Origin of the sequence: Rhizobium sp. NZLR11 (genome assembly GCF_019685115.1) — a bacterium.
GTDB lineage: Bacteria > Pseudomonadota > Alphaproteobacteria > Rhizobiales > Rhizobiaceae > Rhizobium.
The window spans coordinates 115,315-134,943 of record NZ_JABDWD010000007.1 but is presented as its reverse complement, the minus strand read 5'-3'; the positions used below and the strand labels follow the sequence as shown (position 1 = coordinate 134,943).

Below are 19,629 nucleotides of genomic sequence, written 5' to 3'. Positions count from 1 at the left end.
GCCTCGTGTTCAATAATGTGTGAAAAATCCATCCAGACAGACGGTTTCGACCGCGTCTTCTACGAAAGGGCAGTGGACCAATGTCACTAGCGTCATTCATTTTCGGCGGCGATACCGGCAAGACACAGGGCGACATCAGCGACCGGCGCAAGCAGCTGGCTGATGCCATGCTGCAGCAGGGCATGGATTCGGGCCCCGTACAATCCCCCTGGCAAGGGGCCGCGCGTCTTGTCCAGGCTCTCCTGGGCGGGCTGGCGATCCGCCAGCAGGAGCAGCAGGCAAGCGGTGAGGGCAGCGCGGCGCCGGCCGGCGATCCGGGCGACTATCCCTTCGCGCCGCTGCCCGACAACGGGCCCGTTCCGCCGGAAAGACCCAGTCTCGACCCGCTGATGACGACTGATGATCGCGGCGAACAGCCCATGGCCCCGGCCGCCCAGCCCGGCGCCGGTCTCTTCGCGCCGCTGCCCGACAACGGGCCTATTCCGACGCCGAAGCCCTATCGCGACCCGATGGTCACGACGGACTATCGCCGGGCGGCCGACCAGCCTGGCGACGATCCATTCGCACCGCCTGCCAACCCTCCCATTCCGACGCCGCGGCCTTATCGCGACCCGATGGTTACGACCGAATATCGCCGCGAGCAGCCGATGGCGGCCGATCAACCAGGCGACGATGCCTTCGCTCCGTTGCCTGACAACGGACCCGTTCCCTCGCCGAGACCCGAATATCGCGACCCGCAGATGACGACGGACGAACACAGCCAACAGCCCGCGGCGCCAGCTCCTGGCGCCGCCGCCGCCGGATCCGCAAACGACGGGGCAGAGCTTCAAACGGTTCTATCCGATCCCGTTCGTCGCGGCGAGTTGCCGCCCGGCATGCGCAACAACAATCCCACCAATCTCAAATACGCCGGCCAACATAGGCCGGGGATCATCGGCCCTTCCGAGAACACCGACCAGGGCGATCCGCAAGTTGTCTATGCCACGCCGGAAGCTGGCATGGAGCACAATGTCTGGCAGATCATGAAGAAGTATCGAGAGGGCATGCTGACGCCGAATCAAATCATCGCTGGAACAAAGGGCTGGACGCCTAACTCTTTCACGGCGGCTGCCAACATCGCGCAAATGATGGGCATTGGCCCTGCCGATGATCTCCGCCTGAACGACCCGGCAATGGCAAAGAAGTTTGTTCGCGCCCTCATCACGCAGGAGCAGGGAACATCGGGCGCTCTTTATCCGGACAGCATGATTGAAGCGGCGATCGCGGCACAGTCCAAGGGCGTTGCGCATGCCGTGCCTTCTCAGCCGGCCAAGGGGCCTGTCCCCGCGCCGAGGCCGGAATATCCCGATCCGCAGTTGACGACGGACGAGCGCCGCCAGCAGCCCGCGACGGCGCCCCAACTGCCCGGCGACGATCCCTTCGTTCCAACGGGCAAAGTGCCCGTTCCCACACCGAAACCCGGCCGCGACGATCGGCAGGCGGTAAGGGGCACTCCCAGCCAGCAACCCGTCGACGCCGATGTCTTCGACGGCTTCATGGGCACGATCAAGAACGGCTATAAGCAGCGAGATGGGTCGATCATCAAGGTGACCAACCCTTATGGTCTTGCGGCTATCGCCTCGACGGGCCAGTCCGAAAGCCAGTTCTCGGCCAAGAGAGCCAATAGTTCTTGGTCCGACCCAAGCAAGAGCGGAAAGCCCGGCAGATCAGGCGCCATTATGTCGTGGCGTAACACCCGACTGCAGGCACTTTACGACTTCGCCGCCGCCAAGGGCGAAAAGCCGGGTGCGATCAGCCCGCAGACACAGGCCGAGTTCTTCCTGCAGGAGGACCCTCGCCTGATCGCCAGGCTGAACGCCGCTCAATCGCTCGAGGAGGCGCAACGCCTGATGAACAGGGCTTGGGCTTTTCGAGATTACGATGTTCCGGGGAACCAGGAGGCCACAAACCGGCTCGCGAGAGCAAAGAGCTTTCTGCCGGAGTACCAGACCGACGGCGCCACCGATCCCTTCGCCCTGCCTGACAACCCACCCAACTCGACACCGAGGCCGGCCTCCCGCAATCCGCGGCAGACGATGAACCAAGGTCGCGAACCGGCGGCGGCCGCCCTCGTGCGTGCGCTCCTCGCTCGGCAGCAAAGTGGTCTGTGGTAGGCCAATTCAGGCTTCCGGGGCCGCAACGCGTGAAAGCTCGTTCGGCGCCGGCATAGCCCACATGGCGGCTATGCCTTCCTCGATATTGCCTGTTGGTTTGACGTTGTAAATCTCATCGCGATGGCGGCGATATCAAGAAAAGCAAAGGCAGCAATCAAGGGTATATTTTTGACGCCGAAAATCTTCGTCAAGGTGCTTTTCCAGCCGAAACGCGCCTGCACAGCGCCTTGCAGGGAGTAAATCCAGATCAAAGGAGCCGGAAGATTGCGTTGAGATTCGACAGCCAACCCCACTCTGCGCAGGAGTTCGGCCAAACGCTCAAAATTGTAAAGGTTCAAATGCCGCGGGAAATAATATCCGCCCCATGCACAGCCCGCAAACAGCTGTCTGTCCCAGCCGTCAGTATTAGGCGTTTCGATCAATAACCGGCCATCCTTCGCCAAGGCGAGGACAAGGCGCCGCAAGCTCTCTTCTGGCTCCCAAAGGTGTTCTATAAGCTGGAGCATGACGATGAGATCAAATGGCTGGGCCGGCAATTCCGCCGCTTCGAGCGGCGCTTCGACTACCTTTATTCCTTGTTTTTCCAGGGCGGTACGCGTTTCAGCCGGGAAATGCCAATCGAGACCGAAGAGCTCAAGATCAGGACGCGCTTGACGCAGTGCAATCAAAAGTTCGCCGTTGCCGCATCCTACATCGAGCACTCTTCCCCGCAAAGGGAGATGCGCGACAACATCCTTAAGGCGCTTTCGATTGACGATGGTCTTTACTCGTCCAAGGAGATTTGCCCGGCTCTGAAATCTATTCGAGAAGGTTCCGTAGTTCGCCGGATACATCAAAGACAGTTGGCTGATGTCGGGTCTCGGATTGAGATAGAAATGACCGCATCCATCGCATCGGACGTATCTGAAGAAGTCTTCACTGCCGTGATATATATAGTCGCGCCCGGTAGCGACAACTGTGCAGCTGTCACTGCCGCAACCGCTGCACGTTGTAGGGGTTGATCTTATATGATTTGTCGCTTGAGAGTTCATGTTTGCCGCGTTCAATACCTTTAGACCCTAGAGAGCCAACGCATCTTGAACCGAATCTGAGAAATCATCGTTCTTACGATTTCTCGAGAGTCGGATGAATTTTGCAAAACCACTGCGCTGCAGGCACCTCGGAAAATGCTCGTAGAAACCACCTTTGAGCAGGTGCCTATGAAGTTTTGCGAGATTGTGCTGCGGAATGGCGGGAAAAAGATGGTGTTCGATATGATAGTTGAAATTCGCCTGGTACATAAGCCATTTCTCAAACCAATTAGGGACTGTCGTCCGGGCGAGCGGCATCATGGCCCGCTCCCGTCCGTCCTCGTAAAGTGGATAATCCTCGGGCTGATGCTCCGCGATGGTGCGTATAATATTCAGGGCGATTGCCACGGCAGCAATGGGATAACCCCATAACAGAATGTAGAGATACCATCGTCCCGTGACAATGCAGAGTGCAAACAGCAAGCCGTTGAAGATGATGGTCACCATCGGCGCTAACCAGGAAGGCGACAGCGAGTTACCCGATGCTTTCTTTCGAGCCAGACCACCATATTTGTCAGCCGCCAGCCACACTCCCATGCCACCGCTCAGCGCCTTTACCATGACCCACGCGAGCGCCCGGAAGCCCTTGATCGGCTCGCGATAGGGGTAACCATCCTCATCCTTTTCTGTACCCAGATGTGCATGGTGGCTCATGTGGCGTAGTCGATACGCGCCGACTGACATCCCGACAGGCGCGGCAAAGAATATATCGCACCAGATATCGTTTTTGCGGCGGCTGGAGAAGAGGTGGAAATGCGACGCTTCGTGAACCCAAAGCAACATGCCTTGCGTTACCGCGGAGTTAATCAGGAATGGCAGCCATAGCACCCACCAAGGGCCGAAGAGCGCGATCGCCCAAGAGATAACGATCTGAACCCAGACCATCGTCGTCGCCACGATAATTGCGCGCGGTTGAGGCTGTTTCAACGATTCAAGGAAGCTCTGGTCGACAAGCCTTCTCGCTACCTTCATGCATTCATTGAACTGCGCATCCATGCAGTGACCAATCCTATCCATCCGATAACCCTCGAAGAAAGTTATCTACCTTCCTTTGAGCTCTTGCTCCTAACCAGCACATTCATACCGCCACCTTCCGGTATCATCGCCCGTACTTTGTCGGCGTCTTCAGGCAGTTTCCTGCCAGATGCCATTTCATCAATCTCGTAGCCGCCCTGCCAGAGAAGCTCCAACAATCTGTCGAAGTCTCCGGGATTCTCAGCGTAAACATAGGGGGCCAATTCAAGCATTATACGCGGCTGGAACTTTTTGAGAGTCACCGTCGCCCCAAGTAGAACCGCAAGCTCGTTTCCGTCCACGTCAAGTTTTATGAAATCGACCTTGCCGACCCCAAGATCCCGCAATGTTTCGTCCAGCGTGCCGAGCCGCGCGCCCTGTGTCGACATGAGTCGACCGTGGTGTTCGCTATGCAAATCTTCAGCAACTTCGAGCGGCCAGCTTGAATAGACCGCTTCGGGCATCGCTTCGGATGCACTTGCCATAAGCATCATCTGGTAAGCGTCGATTCGCTGGGCGAGCGTCGGGTTGAGCGAAATATTGGCCTTCTGTTTCGCGAATGCATGAGCCGTCGGCTCGAAGGAGATCACCCTGCCGGCTCCGCCCACCAATTGCGCCAGGGGCAACGTATGAGAACCCACATTGGCGCCGATGTCGAGGACTATGTCTCCGTCCCCTATCAGCTCTCTATACCTATCGAGCGTTCTGACCTCGAACCCGCCCAATAGGTAGATCGCGAAATCAACGCCGTCTCTAAGGTCCAGCGACCAATTTATTCCGCGGCGCTTCGTTATGACGGTTGCGGGTAAGCCAACGCAACCCCGGACCAACAAGACAGCTTTGGATAGAGAGCGAGCGATCAGGATTTTGTTGCTGGTGGATAACATTGTCCTCAGGCCGCCTCTAAGTGGTTTTGTGATTGGCGGGCGCTCTTCTTGCAACGACCAGATTGCAATATTGGCCCGCGTTTTTTGGATCAAGGCTCTCGTAATTGAAAGCAGTGCCAGGTGGATCCGCTATGTTTTGGAACTCGAAATTCAGCATCTGTAGGAATTTGGTGAGTTCGGCCGGGTTCACGGACGCTTTCGACAAACCATAAGGCCAGAACTCCATGAATACCCGAATGTCGCGATTCTCCCGCAGGACCCGCTCGGCACCCTGTAGAACGCTCAACTCATATCCCTGAACATCGATTTTGATAAAATCGACCCGCTGCCCTGGCGAAAAGTAATCATCCAGCTTCACCAATGGGACGTCGATGCTCACTCGCCCATCGCCACTATCAAATGTTCGGTGATCGACATTCAGCTCGGCCGAAACATACAGCCTTGTGGTGCCGCTGGCCGCTCCTACCGCGGCGTGTTGCAGGGATACATTCGACAAGCCGGTTACCGTTGCTTCAAGCTTTTCGAAGTTCGCCGGCGCCGGCTCGAAGGCATGGACATGGCCGGTCGTTCCCGTCAGCGCGGAGAACATGCGGGTATATATTCCGATATTTGCACCGATATCTGCGACGACCATGCCCGGCGAAATGAGCTCACGCATCAAAGCGCGCTCACGTCGTTCCGAAACTGCCTTCCATACGGAATAGAGAGGATAATACAGGGCATAACAATGCCGATAGAGCCAATCGGCGAGACGTAGCAAAACCATCCCTACACCTCTTCTTTTGACGTGAGGCGGACCGTGAAGAATGAGGCGAACACCTTGGGCAGCGCGGCGCCTATTGCTCTGTCGAGCTTGAAGTAAGGCTTATAAGCCCAGCCAGGCACAGGAAACTTCTTCGATATCCCGCCTGTCACCATATAGGAGAGGGAGGTGAAATAGCTGATCCTTGTCTTCTCAAGGCTATAGCAATCTGCAAGCTCAGCGAGCCAGTCCGGCCGCTGAAAGAAGATCATATGTGGCATAGCCTGATTTGAGGTCGAAAGAGGACCCTGAACGGTATCCAGAACCGGGCGGCGGATACTGAAATCCACCGGCTCATGATGGAGAAGTTTATACATCGGGTAGGATAGCCAAGACAAATAAGGTTCCGTCGCATACACCCTGCCGCCCTTTGTGAGCTTGCGTGTCGCCCCGCGGAGGAACGCAAGGGGATCCTTCAGGTGATGCAGAACATTGGTCATCGTAATCACATCGACGCTATGGTCCGCGATGTCAGGCAACCCAGCGATCTCGTGGCAATCGAAGACAAAGTCCAAATAGTCTAACTTCAGCACATCGGAGGTGATGACATTCGGTAGGAAGCGCTTGAGAGGCGACGTTCCGCTTCCGATTTCCAGAACGGTATTCGTGGCAATATCCGGTTCCTGTCGAAACATCTCCTGGTAGAGCTCGCCATACCAATGCATCAGGTTGGGATTTGCGCTTAGCCGCTCGCGATTTGCCAGCGTTTGAGCAAGATCGGCGTCATAGAGAGTGCTTTCGATTTCCATCGTCAGAGAAACTTTATTCGTCTTGCCGCAAAAGCCAGCATAGCCAACAGAATGGAACCATGGCGCCAACGCGAGATGTTCGTTTCACCGTAGAGTCTTTCTCGATAACCGATCGGAACCTCGACGATCTTAAGGCCCATCCGCGCGGCGCCGAAGATCAGGTCGAAATCACCAAAGGGATCGAAATCACCGAAGTAGGATCTGTTTGCCTGAAGTTTGAGATAATTGGAGCGGCTGATCACCTTGGTTCCGCATAGGGTGTCTTTGTATCTCTGGCCAAGAACGAAGGAGAAAGCCAATGCGAAAAACTTGTTGCCCAGGAGATTGAAGAAACGCATCGCCTCCTTTTCCATGGGATAGACCAAGCGAGTTCCGTTGATGAACTCGCCTTTCCCATCCTTGATGGCGTTGTAGAATTTCGGCAAATCCTCGGGCGGGACCGTCATGTCCGCGTCAAGAATCATCAAGACTTCCTTTGTGGCCAGCGAAAAACCCTTCCTGACGGCGTCGCCTTTACCCTTACCATCCTGTTGGGCAATCAGGATGGTGCGTTCGCCGCCATAGCGCTGTTGCGCTTCTTGGATCGCCTTCCACGTTGCGTCGGTTGAATTGCCTTCGACAAAAATGAGTTCATCATCCGGCCCCATAACCGGCAACCGTTTGACAATATCCTCGATATTTCCTGCCTCGTTTCTCGCTGGAACTACAATTGACACCGACGGCTCGGTTTTCGATGCGGCATCGCCGACCGGCCTCGCAATCGCGATGTTGAGAAGGCAGAGAGTTCGAAAAAGCGGAAGAGGAGCAAGGCAACGGTTAACAAAGCCACTGATAAGTGGGATGTAAACCGGGATTAGAATCTTCTGGTCCAGTCGTATTAATTCGAAGTCTTCGAGCGTCAGAAGATTCTCGACGTCTTCATGGGCAAGCCAATTCGATTCAGGAACCCGCCGGCGCAGGCCGAGCTTAGATGCGAGAGTTGCAAGCGGCCGCCACATGCTGCTGTAATAGGTAAGAACAAGGCGTGTCTCAGGTGAACACAATGCACGTGCCTGAGCGAACATGCTCTGTATGTCTCGTTCGTAATGGATGAGGCCGCTGATGACCAGATAATCAGGTTTGGTGTCAGCGACTTCTTCGATCTTGACGACCTTGTGCTCGTCAAACTCTTTCACAGGTTCAGTCGGTTGCGTTATCGAGCGAAACGTTATCTTGCCCTGAGGAAATTTACCAATCAGCAGAGGCGTCGTCGGATCGATCTCGACCACGGAATTCTGGCCCAAGACAAAGAGGCCAATGTACTTTCTCAATTGAGAATAGAAATAGTCCCGCATAAGTTACCTCGGCGCCAAGCGGTTCAAGCGCCAATGTCCCAGGATGAGGGCTGCAGGCACGACGTACACCACAAAAAAGAGAAAATGAACGGCCGTCGCCAGGAGTAACCCCTCTGAGGGTGAACGCCCTAGCAATACGAATGCCGAAACGACGGATGCATGGAAGGTGCCGACTCCGGATGGTGCAGCTGGGATCATCAGACCCAATCCCCCGGCAAACAACACGAATAACGATTCTTGATAACTCAGCTCGACGCCGACAAACCGGGCGACGAAGATATACGCAAGGGCGTATGCCGAAAGCCACAAAACCAGCGTCAGAAAGGCCGGAACGATGGTCACGGACAGAGATAAGCTTCGTGCGGAATTTCCGATAAAATGAATTACGTGACGGTCAAAGAAATCTTGCAGTCGCAGGAGACCGAAGACGGGCCGCAATATCGGGACAAGCCGATTGCCGAAATTCCTTACCAGAACTGCCGATAGAAATATCCCAACTATTGCACCAACCATGATGACCAACAGAGCATTTCGGTACTCGGAATTCAATGTATGGCTCAGTAAAACCAAAGAAAATATGCCGACGGAAATGATCGTCACCAAGTCAACCATCTTTTCGACCAGAAGCCTACCAAGAGCGTCTGCGTAGGGGACGGTCGCGACAACTCGGCTGTAATGTACACGCAAGAGGTCTCCACCTCTCGCAGGAAGGAACATGTTGGCGCCCAAGCCGAGTAGGGAGGCCATGAGGGACGTTCCGTAACCGATCTTGCCATCCAACAACAGGCGCCACCGCACCGCATAACCTACCGCGATACCAAAGGTAACAAGCATAAACCAAAGGAGCGATGTGACGGATATTCCGCTACGAAAAATCCGGATGGCTTCCTCCCAATCCACCGCCTTTAGCAAGAATATCAGGAGGAAAATGCTTATTGCCGAGGCTATAAGCATCTGCAGGCGTTGATATGCAGGAGCCGCCGCCGCAGCTTTGCTCCATGAGTTATACAACCTCTCACGCATCCGCCAGTGACTTGCGGCTTCAACAGCCGAACTGGGTAGAGCGTTTTTGACGGGACGTTTGAGCATAAAAGGCCTGCGTTTGAATCGATCGCAAGTGGAAGTCGAGGGTGAAGTCGACCGCATACAGCACTAACGGGCGGCCCGCTACCAATAGTTTCGTCGCGGCGCCACCTCAATTTATGGTACCCACAAGTCTTCTATTTCCTAGTCGCACGCAGCCTGGAATCAGCGTGATTTAGCGCTTGCTTACGACCGCGGTTGATTTAGAACGGCGCTCCGCAAAGGCTCGATATCCGGAAATTTCTAGAGCGCGGGAAATGAGAATGAGTGATCAGCTTCAAGCCAGGCCGAAACTGAATAGTTTGCTTTTACTGACGATTGCTGTTCTCTTGACCCACTGGATGGCCTTCTTCAATGAAGGAATATTTGCTGAGGATGCCGGTTTATTTCCAACATTGATCTACAATGATTGGATCGCCATCGCGGACATGTTTTCTTCAGCAGGGGTGCCGGTATTTACGTACTATGTTTGGCCGATGGCCTTCGTTGGGAACGTTTTGCTTTTAAAATCCTTTGTCATAATCGGGGTCTACTTCATTGCGATCTTCTCCTACCTCCTAGCTTCAAAGTCTGGATATTTTTCGGAGCGCGAGTCTTTGGTGCTCGCAATATTCACGCAGTTGTTGCCGCTCCCCACGATCACGGTTATTTTTACATATTCGATATACTTTAATGCCTATGCCCTTTTTCTATTGGCTACATATTTATTCCTGTCAATCGAATGGATGCGCGGAAGGAGCCACTATCTCCTCCGCGGACTGGCAATTTGCATTTACTTCATTGCATTCACGCTGAATTCCTTGCTGGTGCTCTATGCGGCTGGTTTCGTCCTCGTTTATGCGGTGTGGCTGAGAAGGACAGGGCGCCGAGTTCGCAATGCGCGGGAATTGGTCTCGACATTTTCATCATTCTGCCTTGCACGAGCGGATTTCACCATTCTGCCCTTCGTGTACTGGGTTTGTAAGGCAATTTTCTACCCTAGGTACGGATTGTACGATAACTACAATGGCTTTACCCTAAATGTTGAAAGCATTGCGGAGAATTCCTATCGATTTATATTTAATGGCACGATCTTTCCTTTGGCAAGGAGCGTTTATGATTGGAATGTTTATCTCTACTTGGGAGCTGCGGTCTGTTCGATCCTTTTTGTCGCGTGCTTTGTGTTCGCGAACAGGGGAGATGCTCGAAACGCTCAGCTAAATGAACGCTCTAGCGACGGTTTCAAAATTATCGGCTTTGGGATATTTTTACTGCTGTGTGGGACGGTCCCTTATATACTTGTTGGCAAGAGCCCCGCACCCGGCGTGTTGATGAGAAACGCGATGCTTATGCCGCTGCCGATAAGCGTGGTGGGTATCGGGATATGGCGAGTTATCAAATTCAGATCGACCAACCTTCAAAGCCATAGGGTTGCAATCGTGGTGTTTGTATCACTTCTCACCGTCTTCATCGGCCGGTGGTGGGAGAGTTACGCGGCATGGCAAGCACGGGCAGCGAAGGATCTGGCTGTCTCTCAATATCTCGCTGATCATCCTGAGTGGTCTGCCTATTCGGTTTACTGGATAGTCGACAAGCTTCCGCTGTCTGGCGAGGTTTCGGAGTATGGGTTCGCTGACTATACCTCTAAATTCCGCATTCTTTGGGGCGGACAAACCAGGATGGCATTTACGCCCGCCCACATCTTGTTTTTTGGCGTTGATACAAAGCCGGGCGTTAGGCCCGTCCACTCCAATCTTCCCGCTCGAATCGCTTTTTTCTGCAATTCTTGGGCCAGCGCAAAAGATATTGATTTGAGCGGCCCACAAGCGGAACTGGAAATTACAGCCACGCAAAGATCATGGAACGATGCTTCCGTCGCATCTGGATACCTCTATTACCGCTTCATCGAGCCTAGTGGCTTGAAAAATTATCTGGCTGAACTGGTAAATGTAACGCTGCGGGCGCTTTGAGGCTTATGGCATCACCAAAGCCGTGGCTGGCTCAATTGGCCCTGAACCAAAGGCAGCAGTCCACGGGCGCCGTCGCGACTGCCACGGGCGAACTCAAGTGCCCGTCTTCGCGCAGACCGCTGAGTTAATCCGCGATCTTGAGACGGCAGATCGAGGCTGTCGGTCGGTGGGTTGATCGACCCGCAAAATCCGGGGGCGCGTGCACCCGCCATTGCTAACCCATCATATGGCCTCGCATCCGCGGGGCCTTTTTCTTTGGAGATGATGAATGCCCAGAAACCCATCAACCGGCGTCTATTCCAAACCCGCCGGCACGACACCCTCCGTTGGCCAGGTCATCGACCCGGCGCCGTGGAACGCGCTGACCACCGACCTCGGCAACGAAATCACCAATTCTCTGCCGCGCGACGGTTCGGCGCCGATGATCGCGCCCCTCAAAGCCGCAGGCGGAACCCTCTCCGCACCGGGCGTCGGCTTCGCCTCGACCCCGCAGACCGGCCTCTATCTGAAAGGCGGTGGCCTGCTCGGTTTTGCCCAGAACGGCGTTGAGGTCGCGTTCGATCAGGATCTGGTCTATGCGGTGAAGTCAGGCGATTACACCGCGCTCGCATCCGACGACAACGCCGTCCATCGCTTTACCGCGGCAGCCACGCTCACCCTGACCGCAGCGGCAACGCTCGGCGCAAACTGGCACTATTGCGTCATGGCCGATGGCGGGGATGTGACGATCGATCCGAACGGTTCGGAGACGATCGACGGCGCGGCCAAGCTTATCCTCAAGGACGGTTACAGCGTCGAAATCATCTGTTCCGGGGGCGCTTTCTTCACCAACAAGCTCTTCGCCAGGATCCAGAGTAAAGCCGACAGTTCGGCGGTCGGCGATTTCATTGTCGGGCTCACCCTTTCCAACAACGTCGGCAGCCCGAATACGCATATCGATTTTGCTGCGGGATCTGCCAGGACGGGATCGAGCTTCGTTTCCAGCGCAACGTCATTGACGAAGCGAGTGACACGGCATGAGGCGTGATACGCCAATCAGGCATCAGAAGGCTGAGATCGGTACAGTTGAGATCGGTAATGATGTGTGGATAGGGGCCGGAGCCAAGATCCTGGTGAATGTCAAAATCGGCAATGGCGCCGTGATTGGAGCGAACGCAGTTGTAATAAGCGACATCCCGGAATATGGGGTCGCTGTCGGTTCGCCAGCAAGGGTTGTAAAATATCGTGAATAGCCGTCAGGCACGGCTCGTCCGATCACACTGACATGCATCGTGCGACGCAGCCAGAACGCGGCTGCGAAGATCATCGCCTAAGGCGGGGTCATATTCTCCGACGAAATCACCAACGGAGGCAACGGAATCCTCAAGCCGATTCCGCGTTCAATATACTCGCTCTAGTGTCCTTTGACGTTGGACGGAGCACGAACCCACATCGTTGAAATCTCAACTCGCAGTCGTCTCCACCCCGGAGCCGGGTGCTTTTCCACATTCTCACACACCCCGGAGCCCACCCCATGCTCGTCCATAACTGGCGCGCGGTGATCAAGCACGCCTGGTCCGTCCGCCTGATGGCGCTGGCGCTGCTCTTCATCGTGCTTGAGCCCGTCATCAATTTCGTCGCCGCAACCTGGGTGTCGCGCAACCTCTACATCCAGCTCGCCATGTCGGCGGCAACGGGGCTTTTCGCCGTTGCGGCGATCGTTGCCCGCATCTTCGTCCAGCAGAAAATCTCAGGAGAATTGAATGGCAAACCGCCTGCAGAAGGGTAGTGCCGCCGCGGCCATGGCTGTGGCGCTTGTCGGCTCGTTCGAGGGATTGCGCCAGAATGCCTATCCCGATCCGGCCACACAGGGACAGCCGTGGACGATCTGCTATGGCAGCACCAATGGCGTCAAACCCGGCGATCACAAGACGGTGGAGCAGTGCAAGGCGCTGCTGGCGCTGGAGCTCAAGACCTATGCGAGCGGCGTCGAAAGCTGTGTGCGCGTGCCGCTGCCGGATGCCCGCTTCGTGGCGCTGACCTCGTTTGCCTATAATGTCGGCGTGAGGGCGGCCTGCGGCTCGAGCGCGGTCAGGCTCATTAACCAGGGCAGGACGGCCGAGGGCTGCGAGGCGCTTTTGAAGTGGAACCGCGCCGCCGGCATCACCTTTCCCGGCCTGACGCGGCGCCGGCAGAAAGAGCGCCAATTCTGCCTGGAGGGCATCTGATGTTCTCCCTGCTCGACACGCTCAAGATGGGCGCCGGCATCGCCGCCGGCCTGGTGCTCTATCACCTCTATGCCGTTTCGATCGGCTATCCCTCGGCGGCCCGTGAGGCGCGGGCCGGCTATGTCCTGCTGGCCGTAAAGAGCGCCGCCGATGCGAGAGCGGCCGAGATGGAGCGGCAGCGCAATGCGGCGGCCGAGGTCACCGAAGAGCACCGCAAGCGCCTTATGGCCGCAGAGGCATCCGAGCAGGTGGCCAAAGACACACTCGAAATCGAGATCCAATCCTATGAGCTTCAGCTTTCGGAAAAGAACCGCGCTTGCGCTGTCACTGCTGCTGATCGTCAGTGGCTGCTCCGCCACGGTGCGGCTGAACAAGGCGGCGGTGATGAAGGGGCAGGCGGCGGCCGGCATCGCGCTGCCGCCCTTGCCCGATGATCTCCTGAGGCAGGAGGCGCATGCGCCTGTTGTGGAAGGCGAGCCTGTCATCGCCATCCTCGCCCGCGAGCGCCAGGCGCTCGACCGCGCCAATGCCCGCCAGGGCCGCACCATTCGCTTCTATGACGACCTCACCAGCAGATTTGGAACACGCCGATGATGAATGCCATTTCGCTTGCCCTTGTTAATCCGATGCTGAGTGGCGGGGGCGGGGGCGGAGATCCCGATCGCTATATGTTCTTCGCGTCGCGCAATCGCATGCCGTCGGGCACGATCGTCACCGCCGCATCAGGCACGAATTACGTGTGCAGCAAGATCGTCGTCAACACGCCGCAATATAAGACCAGAACCTTCCGCTTCCACTTGTCCGGCTTCGCCTCGACGGAAGGCGGCAACGCGCCGCAGGAGACGGTTGTCACCGGCACGATCGGCACGCCAGGCAATTCTGTGGTCGCCGATGCGATGTTCATCCGGGTCGCCGGTGTCTTTTACCAATGCACCTTCGCCGGTCTGAACACGCTGACGGTTGCCGACCAGACGAACGGCGCCTGGACCGATGAGCTGACGATTCCCGATGTCGACCCGGAAAGCGAAATCGAAATCTGGCTATTCTATCATACCGCCGTCGGCGACAAGATCTGGCCCGTCTACCGCATCCAGAAGCATCGTGGCGAGCGCGTCTGGGGCGCCGGCGATCTCGCCACCCTCTTGGCCTTCAAGGACACCCCGCTTGCCGACAGCACGGCGGCACTCGATACCAATTACGCCACGCAGACGCAGCCGCAATATTACGGCCCCGACTTCATGGTCGCCAAGGGCGATTGGGACGGAAGGCCGGTCGCGCTTGCTATCGTCGACAGCCTGGGTGAGGCGCGCCAGCAGTTTTCCGCGGCTGCCGACGCGCGCGGCAATCTCGGCTGGTTTCGCCGCTGGCTCGACAGGAACGGCGGCATCGGCCGCATTCCCTTTCTGATGATCGGCATGCCGGGATCCGGCTCCGTGCGTGAGCTAACCGGCAGCGGTGCGGCGATAGCGACCCGGCGCTGGGCCATTCTCGATGAGATCGCCACCTTCAACAGCGGCAAGAAGCCGTTCACCGTCATCGCCAACCAGATGGGCCAGAACGACACGGCCGCCACCTACGCCGTCTTCTTCACCACCAACTACAGAAGCCTGATCACAAGGCTTCGGGCGCGCTATCCCGGCGTCAGGATCGTCGCCTTCCCGCCGCTCGGCCGCACCGTTTCCACCCGTACGGTGACCTTGACGTCGGTCGGCACAGTCGTAACCGCAACGATCGCATCCGGCATCAGTGGCCTGGCGACCGGGCAGACGGTTTCGATCTCCGGCGCTGCGCAGACGGAGTACAACGGCAATGTGGTGATCACGGTCACCGGGCCGACCACCTTCACCTATAATTTCGCCGGATCGGCGACGTCGCCGGCAACGGGCTCGATCAGCGCCAACGACCTTTATGCGAGAGCCGAGTATCAAAACGTCTCGGCCAACAACAGCTGGCCGGCGGACGGCACGGATGCCTCCGGCAAATGGCGCCTTCGCAACGACATTCTCGCCAAGACGAGCGGCTGCTGCGACGATGCGATCGACACCTATGCGGCATGGGTTTCCGGCGTCCGGGATGGCGTCTGGCCTGGTATGCTGGAGCTGCCGAGCACCACGGTGACGGTGCAGGCGGGAACGGACGGTGTCGCGAACTACACGACGATCGAGGTTGCGGATGCCAGCATTTTCGGGCCGGAACAAGAGATCAACACCTATGCCGGACCGGATGGCATTGCCCGCCTGTCGACGACCTCGATCGGCAGCATCTCCGGCAACACGATCACGATCTCGATCCCGCGCGCCACGGTGCTGCCGGCAGGCTCCATCGTCCGCCCGAGCGTCACGCCGGATGGCGTTCACCCCTATGGCGCCGTGATCGACCGCATCGCCGGCAGCATTCCCCAATCCGAAAAGCTGAAATTTTATCCCTAAGGCATAGCGAGCGGCTACAGAGATGACATCCAATGACGATATTCTCCGCGCTCTCGGGCGCGTCGAGGGAAGGCTGACCGGCATCGAGGAAAACGTCGCACTTCTGCGCAATGAGGTCAGCGATGAAAAGGCCAATGCCCACGATAGCCGCGCCGTGATCCACACCCGCCTCGACGAACAGGCAAGGCAGATCGCAAATCTCGATACAAGGGTGGCGATCAGCGGCGGTGTCGACGCGCAGATCCGCGAGGAGATCAAGATCCTCAAGGGGACCGTCGAGAAGAACCAGGAGGCGGTGGCGCCGGCGCTGGAAGAATGGAAACGGATGAAATCGATCGGGTACGGGATATCGGGGCTGATCGCCTTTGCCGGGCTGACGATCGGGGGGATGATTGCCTATGCCAGCGACGGCGCGGTGGCAGCGTTAAGGCATTGGTTGAAGATCAGTTGAGCAATTGCTCACGTATTCCGTGCTGCTGCCATTTTGTTGCCGACAACGGAGCAAGTAAAACAAATTTTAGACTTTGCTAACGAACAAATCTGTTCCGTGGTGGTTTTCCTCTCAGGAGGAAATAGTCATGAAGAGCATGAACCATCGCCAAGTTCGCATTCCCGGTCCGCGGGAGCATGATGTCGCCGAGCATTGCCGCAAGTTCGGTATCGGTCCGGCGGAGGAGAAGAAGCTGAAGAAGCTTCTCGGATCCCGCGCGCCGCTGCACGAGATTCAGGCCAACGCTCCGCCGCGGCAGCCGCGGTGGCGCTAGCGACGCTTCAACGACCTGTCACCCTTTCACGCCGCATTACGACGATGATTCAAAGAGTGAGAGAACGGAGCAACGAGCCCCAGAGGCGAGGGAGAAAAATCCCGCTAGCGGGCTTCCCAGGTCGCCGATAACGCTGCCGACCCACTCCGACTCGCTCAAAACCCCGCTCAGGCGGGGTTTTTGCTGGCTTGTGATGAAAGTTCTCTGTCTTCCCCGGGGTCGAAGCATACAAGTCTAACGATTGGAACATGACGGGAACAATTGTGACTTGTTCCTCCAGCGGATGTTCCCGCACGCGGGCCTATTTGCGGTGCCGTTCCCTGCGGAACTTCCGACAAAGACTGGCGTTGTGGCCGACGGACCGCGTAGCAGGTCTCGTCTCCTGTACCAACTGCTACCCCTGCAGTCGCTGCGCGGTCCACTCACCCATCTTATATGGCGGAAGCGCTCTGCTTCCTGGCGATGAACGGCAACGATCTCGGCCCGTCAACCGCTCGTGCAGACAAGGCGCGAGCCTTGCAAGCGGATCAATGCTGCAGCTGGCGCGACAGCATGAGGATGTAGTCGTCGGCGATATCGGCGACCACCATGGCGGCTTCTGCCGGCTGATATCCCTTGCAGACCGCGTCACTGACGATTTTCATCACCGCCGATTCAAGCGCCTCCCGGCAGTCGGACAGACTTTCGACATGCGGGGATTTTGCACGAAATTCCAAGACGTTATTCATTGCATACCCTCCATTTGATGTTGCCCGGCCCCTATGCGTGGAAGCTGCCTCTTCGCTAAGAGGCAGGCCACGGTTCCGGCGAACTGCTTCAGGAATAAGAAACGTTACCCTGAGGATACGATGGCACAGGGCCTGACGTATTCAAGCGTATGCTGATATTAAGGTAAGCCAGTAGGGTTAATTCGTCCGCTGATGTTGCATCGTGGCCTCGCAAGCAGATGCGGGGAGCTGTTAGAGTTCCACGCCGGCAAGTCCTATCCTGCTTCAGGCGCTGATGCGGCGGCCGGCCTTATCAGCCTCTTTGCGATTGGCGCCGTATTTTTCGATGATGTCTTTGGCGTCCTCGTTGGAAATACGGTGTTTCTTCGCGAAGTAGATGACGTCGTAGGGTCCGTCGGTCGCAGCCGCGTTTTTCGTTTTGTCATTGGTCATGATTTTTCCTTTCATGGAAATGTAGAGCCGAGTGGCGCGTCACGTCAGGACGCGCCAGCTGCATCGTCTCATCAGGATTTGGGAGCCGGCATCCCGTCAACGTCAGCCGGATGGGCTTCGTTCCGGATTATCGATGAGACCGGGCTGTCGTATGTTTTTCCCAGATCTGGGTTGCCTGAGCTGCGGTGCCGGTCTTGTGGAAGCGCAGCAGGTGAAGCCCTTCCGCCCGTCGTTTTTCGTCGAAGGCGCTGTTTTCGTAGTCGGAGCCTTCGACGATGCTCTCGCTTTGAAGAACGGCCTTCAGTTCCTGTACGAAGTGTCCGGTGATGTTGAAAAGCGTTTCGTTCTCGGGTGCCTGGTTCATGGTTTTCCCTATCGGTGGTCGCGTGCCATTAAACGCGATGCTGGCTGAGCAACCGCGTTGGTAAAAAGCATCAAGCAATCCGCGCCCCTATGGGAAGGCTGGTATCGGACAGCGCTTAGCCGTGTCTGTCTGGAGTTCCATATATGGTGCAGCAACGCCGCCCTGCGAATCGAGGGGGCACGGCAGGTCTGAAGGACGCACCTTAAACCACTTGCCTCCCAGATACCATATCAATCGAAATGCCGAAGAATATGGAGGGAGCAGGACGGTCTTCGCTTTCCGAGTTTAAGGCAAGCGATCCGGGTTCCCACCAAAACGGTTGCTTTTGCAGAAGGGACCAGGCGTGGATGCGCTCGTCATGCCGGGCCGGCGTATCGGTCAGCTCATCAGAGGTACCCTGAACAAGCACGCTCTTCCACGTTCGGTTTTCGCTGAATTCTTCAACCTGAACACAGGCGGGTGAATTGGCCCGCAATAGATCAACCTTCAGGCCCGGCATGGAAAATATAAAAAGCCGGTCCTTTTCATACGCATAATGAATGGGAACGATATAGGGATATTTGTCGCCCAGACATGCCAGGTGCCCACGGGTGTGGCTTGCCAGAAAGGCGAGGCAATCTTGTTCACCCATTTCTCGCAATTGCATTTGCGTTGTCCAGTTCCGTCGTCAGCGTTACAGACCCTCGTTTGACAAGCACAGCGAGGCGCGTCTTGGCCGTGGTCCACGGTGTTCCAGCGCCTACCAGAACACATCCTTGAAGACGACATAGACGATAAAAGCCACGCTGATCGCCGGCGTCAATTTCACCAGAAAGTCGATATAGCGGAACTTGCCGACATGCTGGACCAGGCTTTTCCACGAATGGATGTTTACCGTGGCTGACATGATGCCCTCCTTTGGGGCCGGGGAACTCTAACGACCACTGAAGCAGTGCTCGTTCACAAACTGCCACTACACCAAATATGGGTGCCAAACGTCTGCGCGACAAGGCGTGGCCGATTTCCGGTCAGGCAGAGAGATCACGCCGCTGCGCACAATCGCCAAGCGCGGCGCGAGCGCGCCGCGAGGACGGGGCGCGCCCATAGAGGATTGTGCTTTTACCTCAACCATCGCTTCGATCAGTTTCAGGCGATCGAGTTTTTGCCGCTGATCGTCGTAGAGCCTGCCCAACAGCTCGTAGGCTAATCCCGAGGGGCTGCCTTTGACCAGTAGTCTCCCGATCACCATTTCCTGATGGGCAATGCGGCGCGCGGCCTTCACGATATGACAACGTGCAAGCTTGAGGTCTTTCGGCCGGTATCGTGTCGAAACCATATTCTTAGCTCCCCCGCATTTCCGTGATTCCTGAGAAAAACGGAAATACTCTAGCGAAAATCTTCGGCCTTGAGCGTGAAGTTGTTTCCGCGTCGATGCTGATAGGCTCTCGATGCGGCCTCCTGAATGGAAGAACGGGCGGCATCGAAGGCATTAAGGTATGCGGCCTCGGACGAACTCTGCGTGATAGTACTGCCGAGTGCGCCTTCTTCGACCAGAAACCGGACCTCGAACATGCCGTCATAGCCGGTGAAACGCACGCCTTTTCGCACTTCGTCGAAGCTCCGGCTTCTATTTGGAAAGATAAGTGCCATGGCGGTCGATCCTTGGAGGTGGGCGCGGGCCGTTG

General features: G+C 56.7%; 23 protein-coding genes and 2 pseudogenes. 11 read left to right on the top strand and 14 right to left on the bottom strand.

What is annotated here, in order from left to right; all coding sequences use genetic code 11:
• Positions 1–80 precede the first annotated feature (80 nt).
• Positions 81–2,153, top strand: coding sequence for a hypothetical protein (locus tag HJB83_RS34095; RefSeq protein ID WP_259671336.1), 2,073 nt, complete (start codon positions 81–83; stop codon positions 2,151–2,153).
• Positions 2,154–2,221: 68 nt separating this feature from the next.
• On the opposite strand, the gene HJB83_RS14345 is transcribed toward HJB83_RS34095, so the two are convergent.
• The 7 genes from HJB83_RS14345 to HJB83_RS14315 all read right to left on the bottom strand — a co-directional run bounded on the left by HJB83_RS14345 (position 2,222) and on the right by HJB83_RS14315 (position 9,098).
• Entirely contained in the window at positions 2,222–2,986 is a 765-nt protein-coding gene (locus HJB83_RS14345) for a class I SAM-dependent methyltransferase (RefSeq protein WP_259671340.1), read from the bottom strand.
• A 225-nt stretch (positions 2,987–3,211) separates the two neighbouring features.
• Positions 3,212–4,219, bottom strand: coding sequence for a fatty acid desaturase family protein (locus HJB83_RS14340; protein ID WP_207583381.1), 1,008 nt, complete (start codon positions 4,217–4,219; stop codon positions 3,212–3,214).
• 41 nt (positions 4,220–4,260) lie between these two features.
• Positions 4,261–5,124 carry an FkbM family methyltransferase gene (locus tag HJB83_RS14335; protein WP_207583382.1) on the bottom strand — a complete coding sequence of 288 codons (864 nt, stop codon included), beginning with the start codon at positions 5,122–5,124 and terminating at the stop codon, positions 4,261–4,263.
• Positions 5,125–5,140: 16 nt separating this feature from the next.
• Entirely contained in the window at positions 5,141–5,890 is a 750-nt protein-coding gene (locus HJB83_RS14330) for an FkbM family methyltransferase (protein ID WP_221159564.1), read from the bottom strand.
• Between the two features lie 2 nt (positions 5,891–5,892).
• On the bottom strand, positions 5,893–6,675 hold the full coding sequence (locus HJB83_RS14325) for a bifunctional 2-polyprenyl-6-hydroxyphenol methylase/3-demethylubiquinol 3-O-methyltransferase UbiG (RefSeq protein WP_221132174.1): 783 nt from the start codon (positions 6,673–6,675) through the stop codon (positions 5,893–5,895).
• A 2-nt stretch (positions 6,676–6,677) separates the two neighbouring features.
• Positions 6,678–8,009, bottom strand: a complete 1,332-nt coding sequence (locus HJB83_RS14320; RefSeq protein ID WP_207583385.1) for a glycosyltransferase family 2 protein — start codon at positions 8,007–8,009, stop codon at positions 6,678–6,680.
• A 3-nt stretch (positions 8,010–8,012) separates the two neighbouring features.
• Positions 8,013–9,098, bottom strand: a complete 1,086-nt coding sequence (locus HJB83_RS14315) for a lysylphosphatidylglycerol synthase transmembrane domain-containing protein (protein WP_246762732.1) — start codon at positions 9,096–9,098, stop codon at positions 8,013–8,015.
• A 257-nt stretch (positions 9,099–9,355) separates the two neighbouring features.
• Between HJB83_RS14315 and HJB83_RS14310 the strand changes: the two genes are divergently transcribed.
• The 10 genes and pseudogenes from HJB83_RS14310 (at position 9,356) to HJB83_RS14265 (ending at position 16,441) form a co-directional block, all read left to right on the top strand.
• Positions 9,356–11,041, top strand: a complete 1,686-nt coding sequence (locus tag HJB83_RS14310; protein ID WP_221117038.1) for a hypothetical protein — start codon at positions 9,356–9,358, stop codon at positions 11,039–11,041.
• Positions 11,042–11,309: 268 nt separating this feature from the next.
• A pseudogene (locus tag HJB83_RS14305) lies at positions 11,310–12,053 on the top strand (hypothetical protein); the annotation flags it as partial.
• A gap of 4 nt (positions 12,054–12,057) precedes the next feature.
• Complete coding sequence (locus HJB83_RS14300) at positions 12,058–12,273, top strand: hypothetical protein (RefSeq protein WP_405049171.1); 216 nt, start codon at positions 12,058–12,060, stop codon at positions 12,271–12,273.
• A 281-nt stretch (positions 12,274–12,554) separates the two neighbouring features.
• On the top strand, positions 12,555–12,809 hold the full coding sequence (locus tag HJB83_RS14295; RefSeq protein WP_003587918.1) for a hypothetical protein: 255 nt from the start codon (positions 12,555–12,557) through the stop codon (positions 12,807–12,809).
• The gene (locus tag HJB83_RS14290) at positions 12,784–13,248 is read left to right on the top strand and encodes a lysozyme (RefSeq protein WP_221132173.1); all 465 of its coding nucleotides are present in this window, start codon (positions 12,784–12,786) and stop codon (positions 13,246–13,248) included. Before HJB83_RS14295 ends, HJB83_RS14290 begins: the two co-directional genes overlap by 26 nt.
• Positions 13,248–13,607, top strand: a pseudogene (locus HJB83_RS14285) (hypothetical protein); the annotation flags it as partial. The gene HJB83_RS14290 and the pseudogene HJB83_RS14285, both read left to right, overlap by 1 nt.
• Before the next feature lie 22 nt (positions 13,608–13,629).
• Entirely contained in the window at positions 13,630–13,842 is a 213-nt protein-coding gene (locus HJB83_RS14280; protein WP_221132172.1) for a hypothetical protein, read from the top strand.
• A complete protein-coding gene (locus HJB83_RS14275; RefSeq protein ID WP_221132171.1) occupies positions 13,839–15,677 on the top strand; it encodes an SGNH/GDSL hydrolase family protein in 1,839 nt (612 codons plus the stop codon). Before HJB83_RS14280 ends, HJB83_RS14275 begins: the two co-directional genes overlap by 4 nt.
• Positions 15,678–15,699: 22 nt before the next feature.
• The gene (locus HJB83_RS14270; protein ID WP_221132170.1) at positions 15,700–16,128 is read left to right on the top strand and encodes a DUF1515 domain-containing protein; all 429 of its coding nucleotides are present in this window, start codon (positions 15,700–15,702) and stop codon (positions 16,126–16,128) included.
• A 127-nt stretch (positions 16,129–16,255) separates the two neighbouring features.
• Complete coding sequence (locus HJB83_RS14265; protein WP_207583389.1) at positions 16,256–16,441, top strand: hypothetical protein; 186 nt, start codon at positions 16,256–16,258, stop codon at positions 16,439–16,441.
• A gap of 527 nt (positions 16,442–16,968) precedes the next feature.
• Here HJB83_RS14265 and HJB83_RS14260 read toward each other — a convergent pair.
• The 7 genes from HJB83_RS14260 to HJB83_RS14230 form a co-directional block, all read right to left on the bottom strand.
• The gene (locus tag HJB83_RS14260; protein WP_207583390.1) at positions 16,969–17,169 is read right to left on the bottom strand and encodes a hypothetical protein; all 201 of its coding nucleotides are present in this window, start codon (positions 17,167–17,169) and stop codon (positions 16,969–16,971) included.
• 264 nt (positions 17,170–17,433) lie between these two features.
• Positions 17,434–17,601 (bottom strand): hypothetical protein, encoded by a 168-nt coding sequence (locus HJB83_RS14255; protein ID WP_003587904.1) that lies wholly within the window; start codon positions 17,599–17,601, stop codon positions 17,434–17,436.
• 127 nt (positions 17,602–17,728) lie between these two features.
• Positions 17,729–17,965, bottom strand: coding sequence for a hypothetical protein (locus tag HJB83_RS14250; protein WP_207583391.1), 237 nt, complete (start codon positions 17,963–17,965; stop codon positions 17,729–17,731).
• Between the two features lie 202 nt (positions 17,966–18,167).
• Positions 18,168–18,611, bottom strand: coding sequence for a pyridoxamine 5'-phosphate oxidase family protein (locus HJB83_RS14245; protein WP_207583392.1), 444 nt, complete (start codon positions 18,609–18,611; stop codon positions 18,168–18,170).
• Between the two features lie 93 nt (positions 18,612–18,704).
• Entirely contained in the window at positions 18,705–18,851 is a 147-nt protein-coding gene (locus HJB83_RS14240) for a hypothetical protein (RefSeq protein ID WP_207583393.1), read from the bottom strand.
• 66 nt (positions 18,852–18,917) lie between these two features.
• Entirely contained in the window at positions 18,918–19,280 is a 363-nt protein-coding gene (locus HJB83_RS14235) for a hypothetical protein (RefSeq protein WP_221132169.1), read from the bottom strand.
• A 50-nt stretch (positions 19,281–19,330) separates the two neighbouring features.
• A complete protein-coding gene (locus HJB83_RS14230) occupies positions 19,331–19,594 on the bottom strand; it encodes a DUF1488 domain-containing protein (protein WP_164010733.1) in 264 nt (87 codons plus the stop codon).
• Between the last annotated feature and the right edge of the window lie 35 nt (positions 19,595–19,629).

Excerpts from the sequence above, each read along its gene's own strand:
- HJB83_RS34095 (WP_259671336.1), top strand. The coding sequence starts at position 81 with ATGTCACTAGCGTCATTCATTTTCGGCGGCGATACCGGCAAGACACAG.
- HJB83_RS14345 (WP_259671340.1), bottom strand. The coding sequence starts at position 2,986 with ATGTATCCGGCGAACTACGGAACCTTCTCGAATAGATTTCAGAGCCGG.
- HJB83_RS14340 (WP_207583381.1), bottom strand. The coding sequence starts at position 4,219 with ATGGATGCGCAGTTCAATGAATGCATGAAGGTAGCGAGAAGGCTTGTC.
- HJB83_RS14335 (WP_207583382.1), bottom strand. The coding sequence starts at position 5,124 with ATGTTATCCACCAGCAACAAAATCCTGATCGCTCGCTCTCTATCCAAA.
- HJB83_RS14330 (WP_221159564.1), bottom strand. The coding sequence starts at position 5,890 with ATGGTTTTGCTACGTCTCGCCGATTGGCTCTATCGGCATTGTTATGCC.
- HJB83_RS14325 (WP_221132174.1), bottom strand. The coding sequence starts at position 6,675 with ATGGAAATCGAAAGCACTCTCTATGACGCCGATCTTGCTCAAACGCTG.
- HJB83_RS14320 (WP_207583385.1), bottom strand. The coding sequence starts at position 8,009 with ATGCGGGACTATTTCTATTCTCAATTGAGAAAGTACATTGGCCTCTTT.
- HJB83_RS14315 (WP_246762732.1), bottom strand. The coding sequence starts at position 9,098 with ATGCTCAAACGTCCCGTCAAAAACGCTCTACCCAGTTCGGCTGTTGAA.
- HJB83_RS14310 (WP_221117038.1), top strand. The coding sequence starts at position 9,356 with ATGAGTGATCAGCTTCAAGCCAGGCCGAAACTGAATAGTTTGCTTTTA.
- HJB83_RS14300 (WP_405049171.1), top strand. The coding sequence starts at position 12,058 with ATGAGGCGTGATACGCCAATCAGGCATCAGAAGGCTGAGATCGGTACA.
- HJB83_RS14295 (WP_003587918.1), top strand. The coding sequence starts at position 12,555 with ATGCTCGTCCATAACTGGCGCGCGGTGATCAAGCACGCCTGGTCCGTC.
- HJB83_RS14290 (WP_221132173.1), top strand. The coding sequence starts at position 12,784 with ATGGCAAACCGCCTGCAGAAGGGTAGTGCCGCCGCGGCCATGGCTGTG.
- HJB83_RS14275 (WP_221132171.1), top strand. The coding sequence starts at position 13,839 with ATGATGAATGCCATTTCGCTTGCCCTTGTTAATCCGATGCTGAGTGGC.
- HJB83_RS14270 (WP_221132170.1), top strand. The coding sequence starts at position 15,700 with ATGACATCCAATGACGATATTCTCCGCGCTCTCGGGCGCGTCGAGGGA.
- HJB83_RS14265 (WP_207583389.1), top strand. The coding sequence starts at position 16,256 with ATGAAGAGCATGAACCATCGCCAAGTTCGCATTCCCGGTCCGCGGGAG.
- HJB83_RS14260 (WP_207583390.1), bottom strand. The coding sequence starts at position 17,169 with ATGAATAACGTCTTGGAATTTCGTGCAAAATCCCCGCATGTCGAAAGT.
- HJB83_RS14255 (WP_003587904.1), bottom strand. The coding sequence starts at position 17,601 with ATGACCAATGACAAAACGAAAAACGCGGCTGCGACCGACGGACCCTAC.
- HJB83_RS14250 (WP_207583391.1), bottom strand. The coding sequence starts at position 17,965 with ATGAACCAGGCACCCGAGAACGAAACGCTTTTCAACATCACCGGACAC.
- HJB83_RS14245 (WP_207583392.1), bottom strand. The coding sequence starts at position 18,611 with ATGCAATTGCGAGAAATGGGTGAACAAGATTGCCTCGCCTTTCTGGCA.
- HJB83_RS14240 (WP_207583393.1), bottom strand. The coding sequence starts at position 18,851 with ATGTCAGCCACGGTAAACATCCATTCGTGGAAAAGCCTGGTCCAGCAT.
- HJB83_RS14235 (WP_221132169.1), bottom strand. The coding sequence starts at position 19,280 with ATGGTTTCGACACGATACCGGCCGAAAGACCTCAAGCTTGCACGTTGT.
- HJB83_RS14230 (WP_164010733.1), bottom strand. The coding sequence starts at position 19,594 with ATGGCACTTATCTTTCCAAATAGAAGCCGGAGCTTCGACGAAGTGCGA.